Below are 19,719 nucleotides of genomic sequence, written 5' to 3' on the forward strand. Positions count from 1 at the left end.
GCTTACTTGCAAATTATATTTTACGGATGTTACTTTGAATTTTTTGTAAATGTTGTAATTTGATTAATGAATTTTGTAAAGTCATAGTCAGTTTTGTTTTTAGTTGTATATTGATCAACTTTCCCTTTTCATGCTGCCTTAATATTATCTCTAAATGTATCTGCTTTTGGACCGGCTGGTTCTTCAAAAGCAAAAAACTCATTAGGTTTTAGTAATGTTTCTTTTGAATCTGTTAAAAATGTTTGTAAGTAAAGGTTTTTACCAAAATCAGTATTAGAAAGATTTAAAAAGTCTTTAGTTCCAGCTATATATGATAATCCAATTTCTAAAAATCTCAACGGAGTGGTTGTTAAGGTAAGGGTATCAGACTGAAATTCATATGTTTTTTTAGTACTAATTAATCATTTTACAAAAGCTCTAGTTGCATCTTCGTCTTCATCATTAGATAATTGACCAATCAATGATGGGCCTTGTAAGTATAAAACATTTTTATTTACATCATCTGATTTTCATTTTAAAGGAGTAGAAAAAGCAAATAATTCATCTTGGGTTAAGACATCTGCCGCAACCACCGGTTTTTTTATTAAATTAGCCGCTGTTAATGCTGCTTCAAATTTAGCTTGATCAAGAGCGCCATTAATTTCTTCAATTTTTGAAATCGGTTTGGTGAGTACATCTTTTAAAACTATAAAGGCGAATGAGTCATTATTTTTATTAACTAATTCTATTATTTGAACTTTATCTCCAACACTATTTTCATTTTTAGTAATTTTATCTTTTAAAGTAGTAACAAAAGTACTTTTTTTCTCATCATCTTTTAAACTAAGAGATATAACTAAATTTTTCTTATCATTTTCTAATTGTTTTAATTTATTTTCATTATCGGAATCTTTAACTTTTAAGTCATATGATTTTAATGTAGAGGTTGTATTATGTGTATAAATGTTATTTTTATAACTTCCAACTTTAGCTAAGAGATCAGTTGCATTATCTTTTGATTTATCAACAAATCAAAAAACTTTTCCTTTATCGTTTGATGGAATTAAAAAATTACTATTTGCATCAGCTATTGAATAATCAGCATCCGATATAACTTTATAGTTTTTTTCAAAACCAGCTGATGAACCAATTGAAAATGCTACTTTATGATTTATTTGATCTGTTGATGCATATTGTCCACCCGGATATGCATAAACACCTTTGTTTGAAAATCCTTCTGCAAATTTATCAAAAATATCTTTTGATAATTTATATGCAGTACTTGATGAATTTTTTAAAGTATCATATTTAACTTCTTTTTGACCGTTAACTGTTGCAACTATTGCAATCATCTGATCAGCTTGAGCTCCAAGTGCAGAGTATAAAGCTTGATTATAAACACCTGCCATATCATCTATACCAAAAACATGAAGTGTTGTGTTGTTAGTGTTTGAAGAATTGGTAAATAAAGATTGCATTGTTTTAGAAAAATCAATCATCTTTGTATAACTACCAAACAAGTCTTCTTTTGTAAGAATTTTACCTTCGCTAATATAACCAGCATCACGTAAAATTTGTTCTGCTGTTGATACAGGTTCTCCTCATTTCTTTTGAACTACTGAACGATCTGCTTTTGATTTTTGAATAATTGCATCAAAGTCATTATTAAATTTAACCCCTTTATTTTTCATTGTTTCAATAAAATAACCCAAAACAGGAGCATTTATTGAGAGTACATTGGTACTTTTGAATAAAGGTAATACAAAAGTACCGTCTTCTTTCATTCCTTCTGTATTATAGTTTGCTGATATAAAACTTTTTGCAAAGTCTCTTTTGATATCGATGTCTAAAGAATCGTCTTCAGAATTAAAATTAAGTAATAAATTATAATCCTTATTTAATGTAGATGCAATAACAGGATATCCTATAAGTAGATTATAACCAGCATCAAAAACTGTATTTTTACCTTTTGTATTTTGTGCTGTTAAATCTCTAGTTAACGATTGTTGGCCATCTCCGTATGAATTACCATAATTTGATACTTCAATTTCTTTTGCCGCTGTTGAAATTCCTAATTCTTGGGATTTTGCTTCTTTTTGATTTTCAGGTGTTGCTTTCAATTCTTTAACTTTATCATTATAAACTTTAACAATAGCTTTGAGCGCATTTGTTTGTGTTCCGTTTTGAGATCAAGTAACACCTAATTTCAATGTTTGTCTAACGGGTTGTGTAAAATATCTATTAGTTTTTTGATTTACACTGTTTGCCACTCTTTGAGTATGCTCTTCTTCAAATTTTTGTCTTTCTTCTGGTGTCAACCCTTTCTCACCACCGCCTGGATTGTTTGGATTATTTCCTGGTGTATTTTCGTCTCCCGGGTTACTTTGGACTTTTGCTTGTTTATTTCCGCCTTGACCGCAAGCAACAGCCACAGCTGTTGATGATAAACCTAAAATTCCTCCGATCGAATATAAATATCTTCTAACTTTCTTAGACATATCTCTCCTTAAAATTAATAAAATTCAATAATAAACTATTTTGTTAATAACTTTAAATTTTAGAAATTTAAATTATTTTAGAAAACAAAAAATTTTAATTTATTCTTCAATTGTATATGAAATATAACAATTTATTTTTATTTAATTAATTAAAAATAAAAAAATAAATTTTTGTTCCATATATTTTCCACATTTAAAAAAATAGATAGACTAACAAATCTATCTATTTAAATCTAATTCGTATAAAACTTTCACATTTTTAGACATTTTTTCTATTGTTTCTATTTCTTTTGCAAATCCTGGAATTTTTATAAAATTTTCAAACTCACTACGAGTGGTTCATCTTTCGACAACTATAATATTTTCATGACTTAAGAGGCCATATTCAAAAGATAAATTTGTTTCACACATACGTGCTTTTTGAGTAAAAATATATAAATAATCAATAAAACCTTTTAATTTTTCAGGGTTAATTGAATATTGTGTGGCTTTAGTATATATCATAATTTCCTTTACTTTTTAATTCTTTCAAACAAAATAAATGACTGTTTCGGAAAAATTCGGTCAAATTTATTAAAATCATCAATTACATCAAAATTAAAATTTGAGACATTTAAACCTTGTGCAACTTCAGAAACTTTTTTTGGTAGTAAAATTTTTAAATAAACTGACACAGCATAAATTCCATTTAAAAGTCTATTTAAAATTTGTTCTAAACGTCGAAAATCATCTTTAAGTGTTCAAGGTTTAGTTAGATCAATATATTTATTTAACTGATTTGATAAATTCATTGCAGCAACATATGCTTTATGAATTTGATAGTTATCAAATTCAGTTATAAAGGTTTTTTTAGATTCTAAAATTGCAGTTTCTAGTTGTAAATCTTCAGTTAAATTTGTATGTTGATATTTTAATGGTTGATTAAAACTATTATGTATCATTTTTAAAGTTCGCGAGATTAAATTCCCATAATTATTAACTAAATCCGCGTTAATAACATCAATAAATCTGTTTTCATCAAAAATTAAATCATCGCCTAAACTAAATTGCGAAACAAAGAAATATTTAATCATTTCAGGATGATATTTTTTTAATAATTCAAACGGATCTACAACATTACCTTTAGATTTAGACATTTTACCTTGTGGGGTAAGAATTCAACCGTGCGTTTGAATCCGTGTTGGCTGTTTGATATTTAAGGCTTTTAAAAAAATTGGTCAATAAATCATATGAAATCTTGCAATTTCCTTACCTAAAATATGAACAATTTCTGTATCTTCATCATCCCAATATTTTAAAAAGTTTGTCGATGGGTTTTTAATATCAAAACCTAAGGCAGTAATATAGTTACATAATGCATCCAATCACACATACAAAGTATGTTTAGCATCTTCATTAATTTTTATTCCTCAATCTATATTAGTGCGAGTAACTGATAAATCATCTAAACCTTGGTTTAAAAAATTTGAAAGCATTTCTTGTTCGGTTTTTTTAGGAAAAATAAAATCAGGATTGCTTTTAATATAATCAATGAGTCATCCTTGAAAGCGTTTCATATCAAAGAAATAACTTTCTTCAGAAACTAAAATTAATTCATGACCTGAAGTAGGATGATAAAACTTTCCGGCTTTTTTGACTGCTTGTGCTTCGGTTAAAAATTCCTCGTCCGAAACAGAATATCAGCCTTGATACTTACCTTTGTAGATATAACCTTGCTTTAAAAAATATGAAAAAATATCTCTAACAATGTTTTGATGTTTTAAAGCAGTAGTTCGTGAGAAAAAATCATAATTAATATCAAAGGCAACTCACATTGCTTTGAATTTTTCTACCACCATATCTACAAATTGTTGTGGTTGCATTTGATGTTGTAAAGCAACTTGTTGAATTTTTTGTCCGTGTTCATCGCTTCCAGTTAACATTTTAACATCGTAACCGCGGGCTTTTTTGTAATTTGCAATCGCTCAGGCTAAAGTCGTAGTAAATAAATGCCCAATATGTAAATTCCCGCTTGCATAATAAATTGGAGTAGTAATATAAAATTTTTTCATTATGCTCCTAAACTTTAAGAGGTTTATAAAGTTTTTTAATTTCAGGTAAATAAGTATGATTTAATTTATCGTTTGCGTCATGTAAATATAAATTTGGTAAAAAATGTGAACCTCAACCCGCTTGATATCTACTTTCAATTAAAATAAATTTTGGTTTAGAGTTTTGCCTTGTAAAGACCATTTGAATGCGCTTTGGTTCAAATTTATATTTTCGTAAAGTTTCAAAAATATCAACAGTGCGCTCAATTGGTAAAACCAATGATAAAAACCCCTTTTGTTCGATAATTTTACTGCAACCTAAAACTAAATCTTCCAAATTTAAATTTATTTCATGGGTTGCAATTAATTTTGCAACATTGATATTTTTTTTAATTTTGGATGCATCATTTTTATAAAAAGGCGGATTACAAAAAATAACTTGATATTTTTGATGTGGTTTTAAAATCATATTTTTTCAATAATCTTTAAAATCAGAATGAATTAAATTAATTTGCTTATTTAAATTATTTATCCCAATATTGATTTGAGCTAATTCAATTGCTTTTGATTGAATTTCTATTGCATCAATAGATAAATTTTCACTACGCTTAGCAATAAAAATCGCTAATGCAGCATTATTAGTACCAATTTCTAAAGCGCGTTTGGTTTTTTTATTTAGTGAGATAAAGTTTCCTAATAAAATGGTATCAACCGAATAATTAAACATTGATTTATCTTGGTAGATTCATAAATTTGAATCAAAGCCTAGAGAATTTTTAACTCAATTTGGGTTTGCGGGATGTAATTTGTTTTTTAAATCTTTCATCTCGAAACTTTTTATTTAAGAATGCTTGGTATAAATCTGCGATGCAACAATCTACTTTTCCTTCAACTAAATCCACACCTAAAACCACAACATCTACATAATCACCAACTGTAAAAGTGCGCTTATTGGAAACTAGTTTAGTTAAATTTTGATTTGGTTCATAAGTAGCGTCAATTAAAGTACTTTTATGTACTAACCCACTAGCCATGAATTCGAACTCTACAAAAAAACCAAAATTTAAAATCGTAACAATTTGAGCTCTAAATGTTTGTCCAACTTTAAATTTTAAATACTCAGCAAATTTTAAATCATTAACACTACGCTCAATTTGCACAGCTTTTTGTTCGGCGCGAGTGTTTAAATCACCATATACTTCTACTTGTTGTTTAAAGTTTGATAAAGATTTATTGTTATTTTCTAAAATAAAATTACGAATGGTACGATGAATTATTAAATCTGGATATCTACGAATTGGACTAGTAAAATGACAATAAAATTCAGAGGCTAAACCAAAATGACCAATATTATGTGGTGAATAAATTGCTTTTTGCATTGTTCGTAAAAACATAAGTTTAACAAAATCATCATTACGTGCTTGTTTGATATCTTCAACAAATTTTGCAAATGCAAGTGGTGAAATTTGTTGATTTGCAATTAGTGATTTATTTGGAATATTTAAAGCAGTTAATGCATTTTTTAAATGATTAAGTTTTTCTTCATCCGGCGCTTCATGGATACGATATAAAACTGGTAGTTTTTTGTCAAATAAAAATTTTGCAACTGTTTCATTTGCACGCACCATAAAATCTTCAATTAATACTTCTGAAAATCCGCGTTCATTAATTACAATCTCTTTAACAGTTCCATCATTATTTAATTTAATTTTTGGTTCATTTAATTCAAAATCCACAAAACCTTGTTTGATTTTATATTGATGTAAAATCAAACTTAATTCTTTGGCATCGGTTAACATTCGTTTGAGTTCTGCAACCTGTTTTGGGTCTGCATCTTCATTAATTAAATTAGTTTGATAAAAAGCATCAACTTGCTTGTAGGTTAAACGAAATTTACTTTCAATAATTCCCTGAAAAACTTTGGTTGAAACATTATTTCCGTTGGAATCAATTTCCATTTCACATGCCATGACAAACCGCTTCACGTTTGGATTTAACGAACATATTCCGTTAGATAATTCAATTGGTAGCATCGGAATAACACGATCTACTAAATAAATACTAGTTCCACGCGATAGTGCTTCTTTATCTAATTCGCTTCCATCTTTAACATAATATGAAACATCAGCGATATAAACACCTAAAAAATAATTTCCGTTTGGTAATTTTTCAACATAAATAGAATCATCAAAATCTTTAGTATCATCACCATCAATTGTAACAATCATTTTATCGGTTAAATCAACACGATTTGAGATATCTTCATTATCAATGGTTTGTGGAATCGCAGCCACTTCTGATAGCATTTTCTCTGGAAATTCAGATGGTGCTTTAATTTGTTCTAAATATGATTTAACATATACCATCGGGTCAGCTTCATTAGTAATCACGCGTTTGATTTGAATTAAGACAGTTTTAGCTTCATATTTTAAGATTTTTGCAATAACTAAATCATTTAGTTTTGTTGGTACACCTTTAGAAACAATGGATCATGAAACATTTTTCATTTTATTTTCTACGGGTACAAAATAAGTTGCATTGTTTTTATGTTTAATAAATCCAACTACCTCATCATTGCCACGTTGTAAAATTTCTGCAACAACACCACTTTTTTGCTCGTTAGTTTCACCCCTAGGGTTTATATAAACATAAACTTTAACTTTGTCATTATTAATTGCTCCGTTAAAATTAAAGTTTTTAATAAAAACACTATCTTTAATATTATTTTCGACATCAATGTTATAATCTACAAATCCGAATTGGCCCTTAGAATTGACGTGTAAGATTCCTTCAATTGTATCAATTAAAATTGGTGCGTAGTATTCATCTTTGTTATTTTTAAATAGCTTGTATTCACGTTGTAGTGATGACAACAAACTGGTTAGTTCTTTGTTATTTTTTGGTAAAACACGAAATTTTCTAGCAATGTCTAAAAAACTGCGTGATTTTGCACATTGTATATATTTAATTACTTGTTCTTTATTCATAATTATAAGACAAACACCCTTAATAAAATTGTTAAAATAAATAATAAACTTCCTAAAATGATCATAGATCATTTTAGGAATTTTTTAAATCCACGTTCTTTAGAAACTTTAAATAAATCTAAATCCCCCGAACCAACCAATGCCCCTGAAAAACCATTTGAATCCGGTGACATTAAAAATGAGATAAAGATTAAAAGTAAGCTTATGAAGATCAAAATTATTGTTAATGCAATTATCATCGCTTCTCCTTAATTTTGTTAAATTATTATACTTTATTTTGATGAATTTACTTACAAATTCAAACAAAAGAAAATAAAGCATCCAAAAAGATACTTTATTTAAACTTTTCTATATGAAATGTTTTTTCTATTTGAGTATAAAACCCTTCAGTGTTATGAAATTGAATACTATTTAAATCTGTAAGTGTTGCAGATTTAATTAAAGGGGCTAAATAAAAGTTGATTTTAATTACGTTAGGATCTTCAAAAGAAACTTCGGTTTTTCGATAATCAATTCTTGCTGTATCTGATGTACCCGCCAAAACCAAAGTATTTTCAATGAATTCTGCACGTTTTTGAGAATCATTTTGAAGTTTTTGATAAGCTTCTTTTAAAGCGGTAAAAGTTTGATATTGATCAATTTGTTCGTTTCGTAGTTGTGTTGCATCATTTTTTAAGAAAATGGTATTTGTAACGTCAGATAAGGTTATTTTTTTAAACCCGCTTAATTTATAAATTGTTGTCACATTTGGAGTAAGATTTTTATTTAGATCTTTAGCAACAAATGATACCCTTAAATATAAAACCCCTTCAAGGTCATTTGCAAATGATTTAAACTGAATATTATATGCATCTTTAAAAACATTGAGTGGAACTGCTTGCGAAGTGGTTATATAAAAGTCTTGATTTTGTTGTTCTGATTTTGTAAGTATTTTTTTAGGAAGTAATAAATTTTCTCAGTATTTATTATTCGCTGTTATTTCAGAATTAGTTTTAAAAATTGGATCTTCAACATAAGCACTAGCAAAAGATTGTTTTGGATCCACTCTACCTGGTTGTAATTCAAACATTAAAGATTGATAATTTTTATATTTTAAATTTTGATTATTTGCTAAGACCGCCAATTCGGGTAGCTTTTCGGTTGGGTGTGATTTGGTAGCAACAGTTATTCCGGCAGTTAATGCAATAACCGCGACAGAAGTTAAACTAGTTGTTAGAAAAATTTTAAGTGACTTTTTCACTAGACCTCCAAAATGTTTGAAACACTTTCTGCAAGTTCATTAACACCAAAGTGTGTTTCAGCGGAAACAATATAATAATTATCAAATTGAAATTGCTGACGTTCTGCTTTAATACGTTTAAGTAATTGATTTTTTTCTTTTTGATTTAATTTATCAGCTTTAGTATAAACCGGTATAAACATTAAATTAATTTTACATAAAAATTCTATCACATTTTTATCATTTGCACTTATTCCGTGGCGACTATCTATTAACAGATAAACTGCTTTTAAATTTTCACGGTTAATTAAATATTCTTCAACCATATGCATCATGGTTTGAATTTTAGTTTTTGATAATCTAGCATAACCATAACCTGGAAGGTCTACAAATACAGCTTTATTTTCATTTTCAAAGAAATTTAAAAGTTGTGTTCTTCCTGGTGTTTTAGAAACACGCGCCATTTTTTTATTTCCTACTAAAGCATTAATCAAACTACTTTTGCCAACGTTTGAACGTCCTCAGAATGCTATTTCATAATTGTTATGTTGATACCAATCACTTTTTTGTGTTGATGATTTTATAAATTTAAACATTTTTGTCTTTCATAGCTCGGCGTAGTGCAGAAGAAACTTTTAAATAAGCATGATCAGGTATGATTAAAATGGTTTCTAGGTCTTTATTTAAAATTTTATTTCCTGAAGCTAAATCAATTTCAAAAGCATAATCCATTTGATTACGTGCAGAACGCACCAAATATTTTACTTCCAATTCTGCTGCAATTTTTGCAGTTAGCTTATCAGAATTGATCATAATAATAACATTCTCATATTGTTGGGTGTGTTGTATTAAATCATTGTAATTGCGTTTAAAATCATTATTATTTTTTTCAGGATTTTGACTAATGACAACATAAAGTAGATCAAATAACGAACTAGCTTTATGAATGATATCTAAATGCCCCTCATGCACCGGATTAAACGATCCAGCATATAAAGCTTTTTTAATCTTGGTAGATTGCTTTAGCATTTCTTGCAATAACTAATTCTTCGTTAGTGCGAATTACATAAACTTTAACCTCAGAATCAGGTGTAGAAATTAATTGATATTCACCGATTGGTCCTTCATTTTTAACTTGATCTAATTTAATATTTTTAAATGAAAGTTTTTTAACAATATCTTCGCGAACTCCAGCGGCATTTTCACCAACGCCAGCCGTAAAAACCAAGGCATCTAAATGACAACCAATTTTATTTGCGTACATAGCAATATAATCAGCAATTTTTTGTGCATATAAATCTAAGGCAAATTGAGCTTGATTATTATTTTGTTTAAATGCTGCTTCACGCACATCACGCATATCACTTGAAACACCCGAAACACCTAATAAACCACTTTTTTTATTTAAAACATCGGTAAATTCATCAATTGACATTTTAGTTTGTTTGCAAACAAATTGATGAATTGAAGGATCAATATCACCACTTCTGGTTCCCATCATAATTCCAGCTAATGGAGTCAGACCCATTGATGTATCTAAAGATTGCGAATCTTTAATAGCACATAAACTAGCACCATTTCCTAAGTGTAAGTTTATAAAACTAACTTTATCTTTACCTAAAATTTTTTGTAAGGTTTCGGTGATATATTGGTGTGAAATTCCGTGCATTCCATATTTTTTAATATTAAATTCGCTTGCTAATTGATGTGGAATTGCATAAGTATAATTTACTTTCGGCATACTTCTATGGAATGCAGTATCAAAATCAGCGCTTAGTTTTGCATTTGGAAACACTTTTTTGAATCCTTGCATTGCTTGCACTGCGCCCGGATTGTGTAAAGGTGCATAAATAGCACATTCTTTAATCAAAGCAATTTCTTTATCAGTAATTTTGGTTGTAGTTGCAAAATAATCTCCACCTTGCACCACTCTAAAACCAATGTTTTCTATTTCATTTTTATCTTTAACTATTTTCATCGCTTGCATTAAAGCATAAATTTCCGTAACAGCAACCTCATGGTTTGGCATTGCTACATCTAGTTCCTTTTTTTCACCTAAACATTTAATAGTAATATTTCCTTTCGGTAAGGTAATTCTTTCAGCCAAACCGCTAGCGATGAGTTCAAGATTGTCTTTTTTAAACAAACTTAATTTAATTGAACTACTTCCAGCATTAATTACTAAGATTTTTTTTTCTTGCATTATTACTCCTTTAATTTTTATATTGTATCAAAATCGGTTGTATTAACTATGAAAATTTCCATTTTGACTAATAGTTGCTATAAATCCGTTTAAAGTTTTTTTGATTCTTATAAAAGTATGCTTGAAATAATTGTGCATAAGAAAAACCCAACATCACAAAACTCCCGATTGCAATTTCAAAAACTTTTAAAATTTGATTTTGAATAGTTTGAAAATCATTAGTTTTTAAAACTGAAATAATTTGTGCAATTTGATAAAAAAGTTCTTGAAATTGAATATTAATATCCTTATTTAGAATTTTAGGTTCTATAATAGGATTTACTTCATATGCATAAGCTAAATTGATTAAAAAGTGTAATAAATCTGCAAATTCTTCGGTGATTTTTTGTTCATCAATGTTTTTTTGATTTTTTCAATATTTAAAACTTTGCACTTCATTAACGTATTCGCCCGCTTCAATGATTAAAGCTAAGGTTTTTTGAATCAAAATATCTTTGTTTGTTAATTTAGGTTGTGTTTTTTTGCGTTTGATATCAATTTGTGCGTCTAATTTTTTCTGCATATCAAACAAAATGGTTAAATTCATATGTATATTATATTATCATTTTTTATTTTGCTAAACTTCATTATCAATAAGATTGTTTCAGTTACAAATTAAAAAAATACTGTCTTAAAAGACAGCATTTGCTTATTCGTAACTATCGTCATTTTCGAAGTTATCATCATAATTTGAATCATAATCGTTGTTATAATATCCAAGTTCAAATTGATTATCTACTAAATCACTAAAATCTAAATCATCCATAACTTCGTTTGATAAATCATCAAGTGGTGAATTAGGATTGTATTTATTTTTAAAGTATGATTTTGGATCGCGAATATCATATTTACCTTTTAGTTCAAAATTAGAATTAGTTCCGGCCGGGATTTTGTGTCCTAAAATAATGTTTTCTTTAAGACCCTCAAGTTTATCGACACGATTTCCCACGGCCGAATTGACTAAAATCTTAGCAGTTTCTTGATAAGATGCTGCTGATAATCATGAATCAGAAAGTAAAGGTACTTGTTTAGCTCCACGAATTTTAACTTCTCCATACGCGGGTTTTTTACCTGCTGCTAATAATTTTCCGTTTTCTTTTTGATATACAAAAGTATCAATTAAAGAACCATTAAAGAACTTAGATTCTCCCGGATCGGTAATCATAATTTTCGATAATAATTGACGAATGATAATTTCGATGTATTTATCAGCGATGGTAATTCCTTGTAAACGGTATAGTCGTTGGATTTCTTTTAATAAGTAGTTTTGTACCGCCCTTGGTCCAGCATATTCTAAAAGTTTTTTTAAAATAATTGGTCCTTCAAAAATCTTTTGTCCTGGATATACTTTATCATTGACTTTTACACGTAATTTTTGAGATAGTTTTCCGCTATATGTAACTTCGTGAATTCCTTCATCATTTATTGGTAAATCGGTACGTATAGTAACTTCGTAAATATCAGTTTTTTGTCCAGTTTCTTTGTTTTTTGCTTGTTTAATTTTGGTTACAGTTCCACGCACTGCCGAAATCACCGCCGGTTTTCCCCATGGAGAATCATAAGCATCAATTAACTCAATCAATCTACCGAATCCACCAGTAATATCTTCAACTCCAGCAACTCCACCGGTATGGAAGGTACGCATTGTAAGTTGTGTTCCGGGCTCACCTATTGATTGAGCCGCAACAACTCCTACCGCTTCACCAATACTTACAACGCGGTTGGTTGCCAAATCTTTTCCATAACAATGCTTACATACACCATTACGAGTATGACAAGATAAAATTGAACGAATATCTACTACTTCTAATTTTAATTCTTTAGTAATAAAATCAGCAATTTCAGGAGTAATTAAGGTATTTGATGCTACCAAAATCTCACCATTTTGATCATATATTGCAGTATTAGTATATCTTCCTTCGATTCTATCTCATAGTGATTCAATTACAGTATCAGTTTTAGTATCTTTAATCGCTTTAACTTTGAAACCAAAATCAGACCCACAATCTTCTTCACGAACTACAATTCCTTGCCCGACATCAACTAACCTACGAGTTAAATATCCAGATTTAGCAGTGTTTAAGGCAGTGTCGGTTAGTCCCTTACGAGCCCCGTGGGTTGATGAATAAAATTCATACGCACTAAGCCCGTCTAAGAATGATGATTTAACAGGAATTTCAATGGTTGAACGAACCACACGATCGTTTTCAGCATCGGCTTTTAAAACTTTAGTATTATTACTCATCAATCCACGCATTCCGGCTAATTGAGTAAAGTTAGATGCATTACCACGTGCTCCCGAAAGCATCATCATAAATAATGGGTTGTCTATATCTGATTGGGTAACTTTTTTAAGCTCTTTTTCGATATCTTCTTTAACTTTGGTTCAATGTTGAATAGTTAAATTATAACGTTCGTCATCAGTTAAATATCCATATTGGAAATATTCAGTTAATCTAGCAGTATGTCTTTCACCATCTGCGATTTTTTGTTTTGTAGATTCTAAGGTTTTAACATCATTCATTGAAATAGTAGTTCCCGATATAGTTGAATAGTGGAATCCTAAATCTTTAATTTTATCCAAAACACTTGCAACATAGTTTGTATAACTAAATCAAACACTTTCTAAAGCTTCGGTATATTCATCAATGGTTCATGGTTTTTGTATTTCATCGTGACCATGGTTTTTGTAGTTAATTTTATCAAATTCAGCAATAATAAAATTATTAATTAATTCAGCATGTTCATAAGGAATGCTATTATTATTATAATCTTTTAAGTTTTCACATTCTTTTAAACGTAATGTGTAATTTTGTGGAGTAGTCGCATCAATTATATTAGCTAAATCTTCTTTATTTACTAAATGTACATATTTTTCGTAAATTTTACGGATAATTTTAGCAATATCTTTTTTAGCTAACGCATTATTTGTTTCTAAATGTGCAATCACATCTCTAAAGTTTTCACCATAATTTAGACTATAGCGATCTAAAGCGTTTTCTGAAGTATGAATTACTTCTCTTTCTTTAATTACTTCATTTCCTTGAGAATCTTGATGATATGTTTTTTCAATATATTTACCAAATACAAATTCAAATTCAACCGGAAATGCTTGGTTTAAGATAAATTTACCAACACTAGACACCAAATAAGGTCGGTTAGTTTGTCTACTTAAAAAAGGTTTATTTAAAGCCGCAATCGGCAACACAACACGAGTATGTAAGGTTATGTAACCTCTTTCGTATGCAAACATCATTTCATCAATGGATGCATAGTAATTTCCCTCGCCTTTAGCACCCGCTTTCTCGATAGTTAGGTAAAACAATCCTAGAATCATATCTTGCGACGGGTTGATAATAGGTTCTCCATCTTTAGGTCCTAAGATGTTTTTTGAGGCTAACATTAATTCTTTAGCTTCACGAACTGATTGTTCTGAAATAGGAACATGAACTGCCATTTGGTCCCCATCAAAATCGGCATTAAATGCAGTGGTTACTAATGGATGTAATTTAATTGCTTTTCCACGAATTAAAACTGGATAAAAAGCTTGAATTGAAAGACGGTGCAAGGTAGGGGCACGATTTAATAAAACTGGTCTACCTTTAATCGCACGTTCTACATAAGGTCAAATTTTAGAATCTAAGGCTTCAATTAATTTTTTTGCAGTTTTAACACTAGTTACACTTTCTTCATTAGCAATCAACTCACGTACAATTCAGGGTTCGAAAAGTTTTGCAGCCATATCACGCGGGATACCAACCTCATACATTTTAAGTTTAGGTCCACCAACGATAACACTACGCCCTGAGTAATCAACACGTTTTCCTAATAAGTTTTGACGAAAACGTCCTTTTTTACCAGTTAATGCATCAGAAATTGACTTTAATGGTTGTCCATCTTTCGAAGAAACTGGGGTAGGTTTTTTACGTCCATTATCAATTAAAGCATCGACTGCTTCTTGAATCATCCGATATTCATTTTGTTTAATCAACATCGGAGCATCAGAATCTTTTCATTTTAGTAAACGGTTATTTCTAATAATAATCCTACGATATAATTCATTAATATCACTAGTTGAATGTCTTCCACCATCTAATTGAACTAACGGTCTTAAGTCAGCCGGAATAACCGGTAGGTTATAAATCAGCATATCAATCGGTTTTTGACCACTACGTATGAATGAACTAATAATAGTCAAACGTTTGTATAATTTAATACGATCTTGTGCTTTTGATGATGAATTGGTTAAATTATTTTCAGTAATTTCTAAATTGATGGCATCAATTTCTTTTTGTACTGCTTTACGTTCTGCTTCTAAATCAATGTGTTCTAATAAATATTCAATCGCTTTAGAACCGGTTCCGATTTTAGCGGTTGTATATTCTTCAATTACTTCATTGTATGAATAAAAGTCAATTCCGAATGATTTTCCGTCTTCAGATTGTGCGTATGTTAAGAGGTCATTTAAAGTTGCTTGAATATCTTCGATTGCATTTGGATCATCGTATTCAAGAGTTAACATTTCTTTAAGAGCTTTTAAATATATTTCCGGAGCTTCATTGATGTTAATAATGGTATTTTTTTTAAGCGATTTTAAGTTTCCACTTTCTAAAACAATGTGTGATTTATAATAAATGAGTTTTTCTAGATCGGCTTTGGTAACTACTTTATTAGAATCATGTACACGTAGTCCTAAAAGTTTAGAAATAATTGAGTGATCAATTTTATAAAATCAAAAATGCACAACAGGATTTTCCAATTTAATGTGTCCCATCCTGTTTCTGCGTGAAATTTTAGGTAAAATTACTGGACGATATTTATCACATTGTGGGGTTTTAGTACATGTTCCACCTTCATCGGTTTTTTTGTATTTAGTTCCACAAATAGGACATTTATAATCAGTTACTGGTCCAAAAATTAATTCATCAAACAAACCATCTTTTTCAGGTTTATAAGTCTTATAATTAATAGTTTCTGGTTTAGTTACTTCACCAAAAGATCACGATTCTACATCACCACGGGTGGCTAATGAGAGGGTAATATTATTAATTTGAGCTTTTTTATTAAAGTTTTTATTCATCATCGCCTCCTGTGTCAAATTGATAGTCAAACTCAGTAGGTTGCTCACTATCAGTTTCTTTATTTGAAAGTTCTAATTTCAATCCCAATCCTTTAAGTTCATGACTTAAAACATTGAATGATTCTGGGGTTCCAGGTGTTGGTAATTCTTTTCCAGAAACTAAAGCACTATATAGCGCATTGCGACCTAAAATATCATCAGATTTATAAGTTAAAATTTCCTGTAATACGTTAGTTGCTCCGTATGATTCTAAAGCTCATGTTTCCATTTCCCCGAATCTTTGCCCACCATTTTGAGATTTTCCTCCTAGCGGTTGTTGGGTAATTAATGAATATGGACCAACTGAACGAGCATGCATTTTATCATCAACCATATGATTTAGTTTCATTATATACATCACACCAACCGAGATCGGCTTGTCAAATTTGTTTCCTGTAATTGGATCAATTACTACTTGTTTTTCACTACGATCTAATCCTGCTTCCTCTAAAGCTGCTTCAATATCTTGTTTTTTAACTCCATCAAAACTTGGACTTACAAACTTTTCATTTAGTTTTAATGCAGCCATTCCAAGGTGTAATTCTAGAATTTGACCAATATTCATCCGTGAAGGTACACCTTGTGGGTTTAACATAATATCAAGCGGAGTTCCATCTTCTAAGTATGGCATATCTTCTTCAGGTAGCACGATAGAAATAACACCTTTATTACCGTGTCGCCCAGCCATTTTATCACCAACTTTGATTTTACGTTTTTGTGCGATAGAAACTTTAACAATTTTTTCAACACCTTCTTCCAAAAGGTCATTATTATCCTTTGAAAGCACTTCAACGTGAATGACGGTTCCACCGTGTCCATTTTTAACTTTTAAAGAGGTATCTTTAGTTCCATTTGAACGAGAACCTAAAATAGCTTGCAACAGTTTTTCTTCTTGGGCCGGGTTTTCTTCTCCTTTAGGTGAAGTACGACCTACTAAAACATCTCCCGGAAGCACTTCAGAACCAACTTTAACGATTCCATGTTCATCTAAATGACGAATTGAATATTTAGAAATTTGTGGGATATCTACAGTTAAAACATCATTACCTGAACGTGAACTTCTGAATTGAATAATTTGTTCTTCAATATGAATTGATGTATAAACATCATCTTTTACTAAACGTTCATTAATGATAACGGCATCCTCAAAGTTATAACCATTTCATGTAGTAAATCCAACTAAAACGTTTTTACCAAGCGCTAGTTCTCCATCCTTAAATGATGAACCATCGGTCAATAAATCGCCTTGTTTAACTTCTTGTCCTTTAACCACAATCGGTTTTTGTTGAACTAAAGTTCCTTGGTTACTACGTTCAAAATTACGAAGTGAATATTTATCACTAACACCATTTTCTCTTTTGATAGTAATTTTTGAACCATCAACAGCTGTTACAATACCTGCATTTTTAGCAATTAAATTATATGAAGAGTATTTTGCAATATCTGCTTCAATTCCGGTTGCAATTAAAGGAGCTTCTGCTTGAATTAAGGGAACGGCCTGACGTTGCATGTTCGATCCCATCAATGCACGGTTAGCATCGTCGTTTTCTAAGAACGGAATTCCGGCAGCAGCTACCGAAACCATTTGTTTAGATGAAACCTCTAAATAATCTACTTCTTCAGGTTTACCTAAACGATAAGTATAATCACTTCTAATGGTTAATGAAGGAGTAATAATTCTGTTGTTTTCATCAACTTGTACTGATGATTGTGCAAATGAAAGACCTTTTTCTTCTGCAGCAGTTAAATAATCAACAGTGTTATAATCAACTATGCCATTTTTAACTTTATAATATGGAGTTTTTAAAAATCCAAATTCATCAACCTGCGCAAAGGTTGCAAAGTTTAATATCAATCCTATATTTAATCCTTCTGGTGTTTCGATTGGACAAATTCTTCCATAGTGAGTTGAATGCACGTCCCGAACTTCAAATTGAGCTGTATCACGACTTAAACCACCAGGTCCTAAAGATGTCACACGACGTTTATTAGAAACTTCGGCTAGCGGATTAATTTGATCCATAAATTGAGATAATTTTGAAGAATTAAAAAAAGTTTTCATTTGATTGGTAATCAATTTATTATTAGTTACATTTTTAGCAGTTACTTTGTCAGCTTCCTTTGAACCAATGCGCTCGCGGGTAGTTTTTTCAAGTTTTGCTAGTGCAATCATTAACTGTGATTCTAATAATTCACCTACAGAAACAATCCGTTTATTAATCAATGAATCCGGATCGTCTTCTTGTCCTACGCCTTGAGTTAAGTTGAAATAATAACTAATTGCAGCAACAATATCAGAAATTAATAAATGAGTTTCAACAGATTTTGGATCATTTCCAATAACAATAATTGGATCATTTCCGGCCTCCATTAATTTCTTGGATGGAAATACTTTAACCTTAATCACACGAATTCTCTTAGCTAATTCAGTGTTGTTATTCACATAACTAGTTTCGGTTGGAAATTTTGTATCATCTTTATTAATTGGACGGTACACCTTATGATAAACGTGTTCGGCCTTAATATCCTCAAGTTTTTCAGATTTACAAATTCCTTTATCAAATCAATCTTGAATTTTTAAAGCGGTTTTATAATCAATATAGTTTCCTTTACGCATTAAAACATCACCAGATTTATTTTTGATATCTTCAGCTAAATAAGTATCAGTAATACGATCAATTAAAGATAACTTTTTATTTAGCATATAACGCCCGGTTGCTGACAAGTTGTATCTTTTCTTATCAAAGAGCATACTTGGCAACAGTGATTTTTTGGCCTCAGTAGTCTCGCGATCACCTTTTCTAATTGTTTTAAAAATTTCTTCTTGACAAAGATCAATAATTTCCTCTTGAGTAAGATCAATATTATTTAAAATTTTATCTTTCTTTATGGTTTCCTCTAACAATTCAGACTTGCCAAATAACTTCAACATTGTTTTTATTGAAAAACCAAAAGAACCCATCAAGGTTCCCAAAGCAATGTTTTTGTTTTTATCAACTTTTACTTTTACTATATCTAAATTTGATGAAGTAACTTTATGTGAAACCTCAAATCATGAACCAACTCTTGGTAGAATTTCGAGTTTGTTAAACAAGTCATCTGATTGCTTATTACGCACACCAACCCCAAAGTATGCACCCGGCGATCTAATTAACTGACTAACAATTACTTTTTCAGAACCATTTATTATAAAACTTCCACCTGAAGTCATGTATGGAATTTCACCTAATAAAACTTTTTCTTCTTTTATAACCCCAGTTTTTACATTTTCAACCTTTAAAGTTGCATAAATTTTTGAACTGAAGTTCATCCCTTTCGCCTTACACTTATTGATTTCATCACCTTCACTAGTGATTTTTTTGTATGGTAGCTCAACTTCAAAAGTTGATTTAAGGTATTCAAGTTTAATTTGTCCGGTAGTAATTGGATAAGTTTCCATCAAAGCATTTTGAATTCCGGTTTTCATAAAATCATGAAAACTATCTTTGCTGGTCTTTAAAATATCCAAAAGTTCAAGAGATTGTTTGGTCACTGAATAATCTCTTCTTAATGTTTTAGGCCCAAATTTTTTCACTTTATATTTTTTATTTTCCATTTTTGACCTTTCTATGCTGCAATTAAGTAATTTTTAAAATAAAATTTAAT

At 30.0% G+C, this 19,719-nt stretch carries 13 protein-coding genes; all 13 read right to left on the bottom strand.

Features of this window, described 5'->3' with window-relative positions:
• Positions 1-29: 29 nt before the first annotated feature.
• The 13 genes from BCF59_RS00530 to rpoB all read right to left on the bottom strand — a co-directional run bounded on the left by BCF59_RS00530 (position 30) and on the right by rpoB (position 19,669).
• Positions 30-2,477, bottom strand: coding sequence for a P68 family surface lipoprotein (locus BCF59_RS00530; RefSeq protein ID WP_134110152.1), 2,448 nt, complete (start codon positions 2,475-2,477; stop codon positions 30-32).
• 219 nt (positions 2,478-2,696) lie between these two features.
• On the bottom strand, positions 2,697-2,981 hold the full coding sequence (locus tag BCF59_RS00535) for an antibiotic biosynthesis monooxygenase (RefSeq protein WP_134110155.1): 285 nt from the start codon (positions 2,979-2,981) through the stop codon (positions 2,697-2,699).
• Between the two features lie 8 nt (positions 2,982-2,989).
• Positions 2,990-4,528 (bottom strand): methionine--tRNA ligase, encoded by a 1,539-nt coding sequence (metG, locus tag BCF59_RS00540; protein ID WP_134110158.1) that lies wholly within the window; start codon positions 4,526-4,528, stop codon positions 2,990-2,992.
• A gap of 7 nt (positions 4,529-4,535) precedes the next feature.
• Positions 4,536-5,333 (bottom strand): tRNA1(Val) (adenine(37)-N6)-methyltransferase, encoded by a 798-nt coding sequence (locus BCF59_RS00545; protein ID WP_134110161.1) that lies wholly within the window; start codon positions 5,331-5,333, stop codon positions 4,536-4,538.
• Positions 5,284-7,494 (bottom strand): ribonuclease R, encoded by a 2,211-nt coding sequence (gene rnr / locus BCF59_RS00550; RefSeq protein ID WP_134110164.1) that lies wholly within the window; start codon positions 7,492-7,494, stop codon positions 5,284-5,286. Before rnr ends, BCF59_RS00545 begins: the two co-directional genes overlap by 50 nt.
• Before the next feature lie 2 nt (positions 7,495-7,496).
• The gene (secG, locus tag BCF59_RS00555) at positions 7,497-7,733 is read right to left on the bottom strand and encodes a preprotein translocase subunit SecG (protein ID WP_134110167.1); all 237 of its coding nucleotides are present in this window, start codon (positions 7,731-7,733) and stop codon (positions 7,497-7,499) included.
• Positions 7,734-7,828: 95 nt separating this feature from the next.
• Positions 7,829-8,734 (bottom strand): MAG1430 family protein, encoded by a 906-nt coding sequence (locus BCF59_RS00560; RefSeq protein WP_134110170.1) that lies wholly within the window; start codon positions 8,732-8,734, stop codon positions 7,829-7,831.
• Positions 8,734-9,309 carry a ribosome biogenesis GTP-binding protein YihA/YsxC gene (gene yihA, locus BCF59_RS00565; RefSeq protein ID WP_134110172.1) on the bottom strand — a complete coding sequence of 192 codons (576 nt, stop codon included), beginning with the start codon at positions 9,307-9,309 and terminating at the stop codon, positions 8,734-8,736. Before yihA ends, BCF59_RS00560 begins: the two co-directional genes overlap by 1 nt.
• Positions 9,302-9,742: a pantetheine-phosphate adenylyltransferase gene (gene coaD, locus BCF59_RS00570; RefSeq protein ID WP_166666779.1), complete on the bottom strand. Its 441-nt coding sequence runs from the start codon at positions 9,740-9,742 to the stop codon at positions 9,302-9,304. The genes yihA and coaD overlap by 8 nt, the downstream gene beginning before the upstream one ends.
• On the bottom strand, positions 9,717-10,916 hold the full coding sequence (locus BCF59_RS00575) for an acetate/propionate family kinase (protein ID WP_134110179.1): 1,200 nt from the start codon (positions 10,914-10,916) through the stop codon (positions 9,717-9,719). Before BCF59_RS00575 ends, coaD begins: the two co-directional genes overlap by 26 nt.
• 67 nt (positions 10,917-10,983) lie before the next feature.
• The gene (locus BCF59_RS00580) at positions 10,984-11,502 is read right to left on the bottom strand and encodes a dUTP diphosphatase (protein ID WP_134110181.1); all 519 of its coding nucleotides are present in this window, start codon (positions 11,500-11,502) and stop codon (positions 10,984-10,986) included.
• Positions 11,503-11,604: 102 nt separating this feature from the next.
• Positions 11,605-16,035, bottom strand: coding sequence for a DNA-directed RNA polymerase subunit beta' (locus tag BCF59_RS00585; protein ID WP_134110862.1), 4,431 nt, complete (start codon positions 16,033-16,035; stop codon positions 11,605-11,607).
• Positions 16,028-19,669: a DNA-directed RNA polymerase subunit beta gene (gene rpoB, locus BCF59_RS00590; RefSeq protein ID WP_134110184.1), complete on the bottom strand. Its 3,642-nt coding sequence runs from the start codon at positions 19,667-19,669 to the stop codon at positions 16,028-16,030. The genes BCF59_RS00585 and rpoB overlap by 8 nt, the downstream gene beginning before the upstream one ends.
• Positions 19,670-19,719 lie beyond the last annotated feature (50 nt).

Source organism: Mycoplasmopsis mustelae, from assembly GCF_004365095.1.
Taxonomy (GTDB): Bacteria; Bacillota_I; Bacilli_A; order Mycoplasmatales; family Metamycoplasmataceae; genus Mycoplasmopsis; species Mycoplasmopsis mustelae.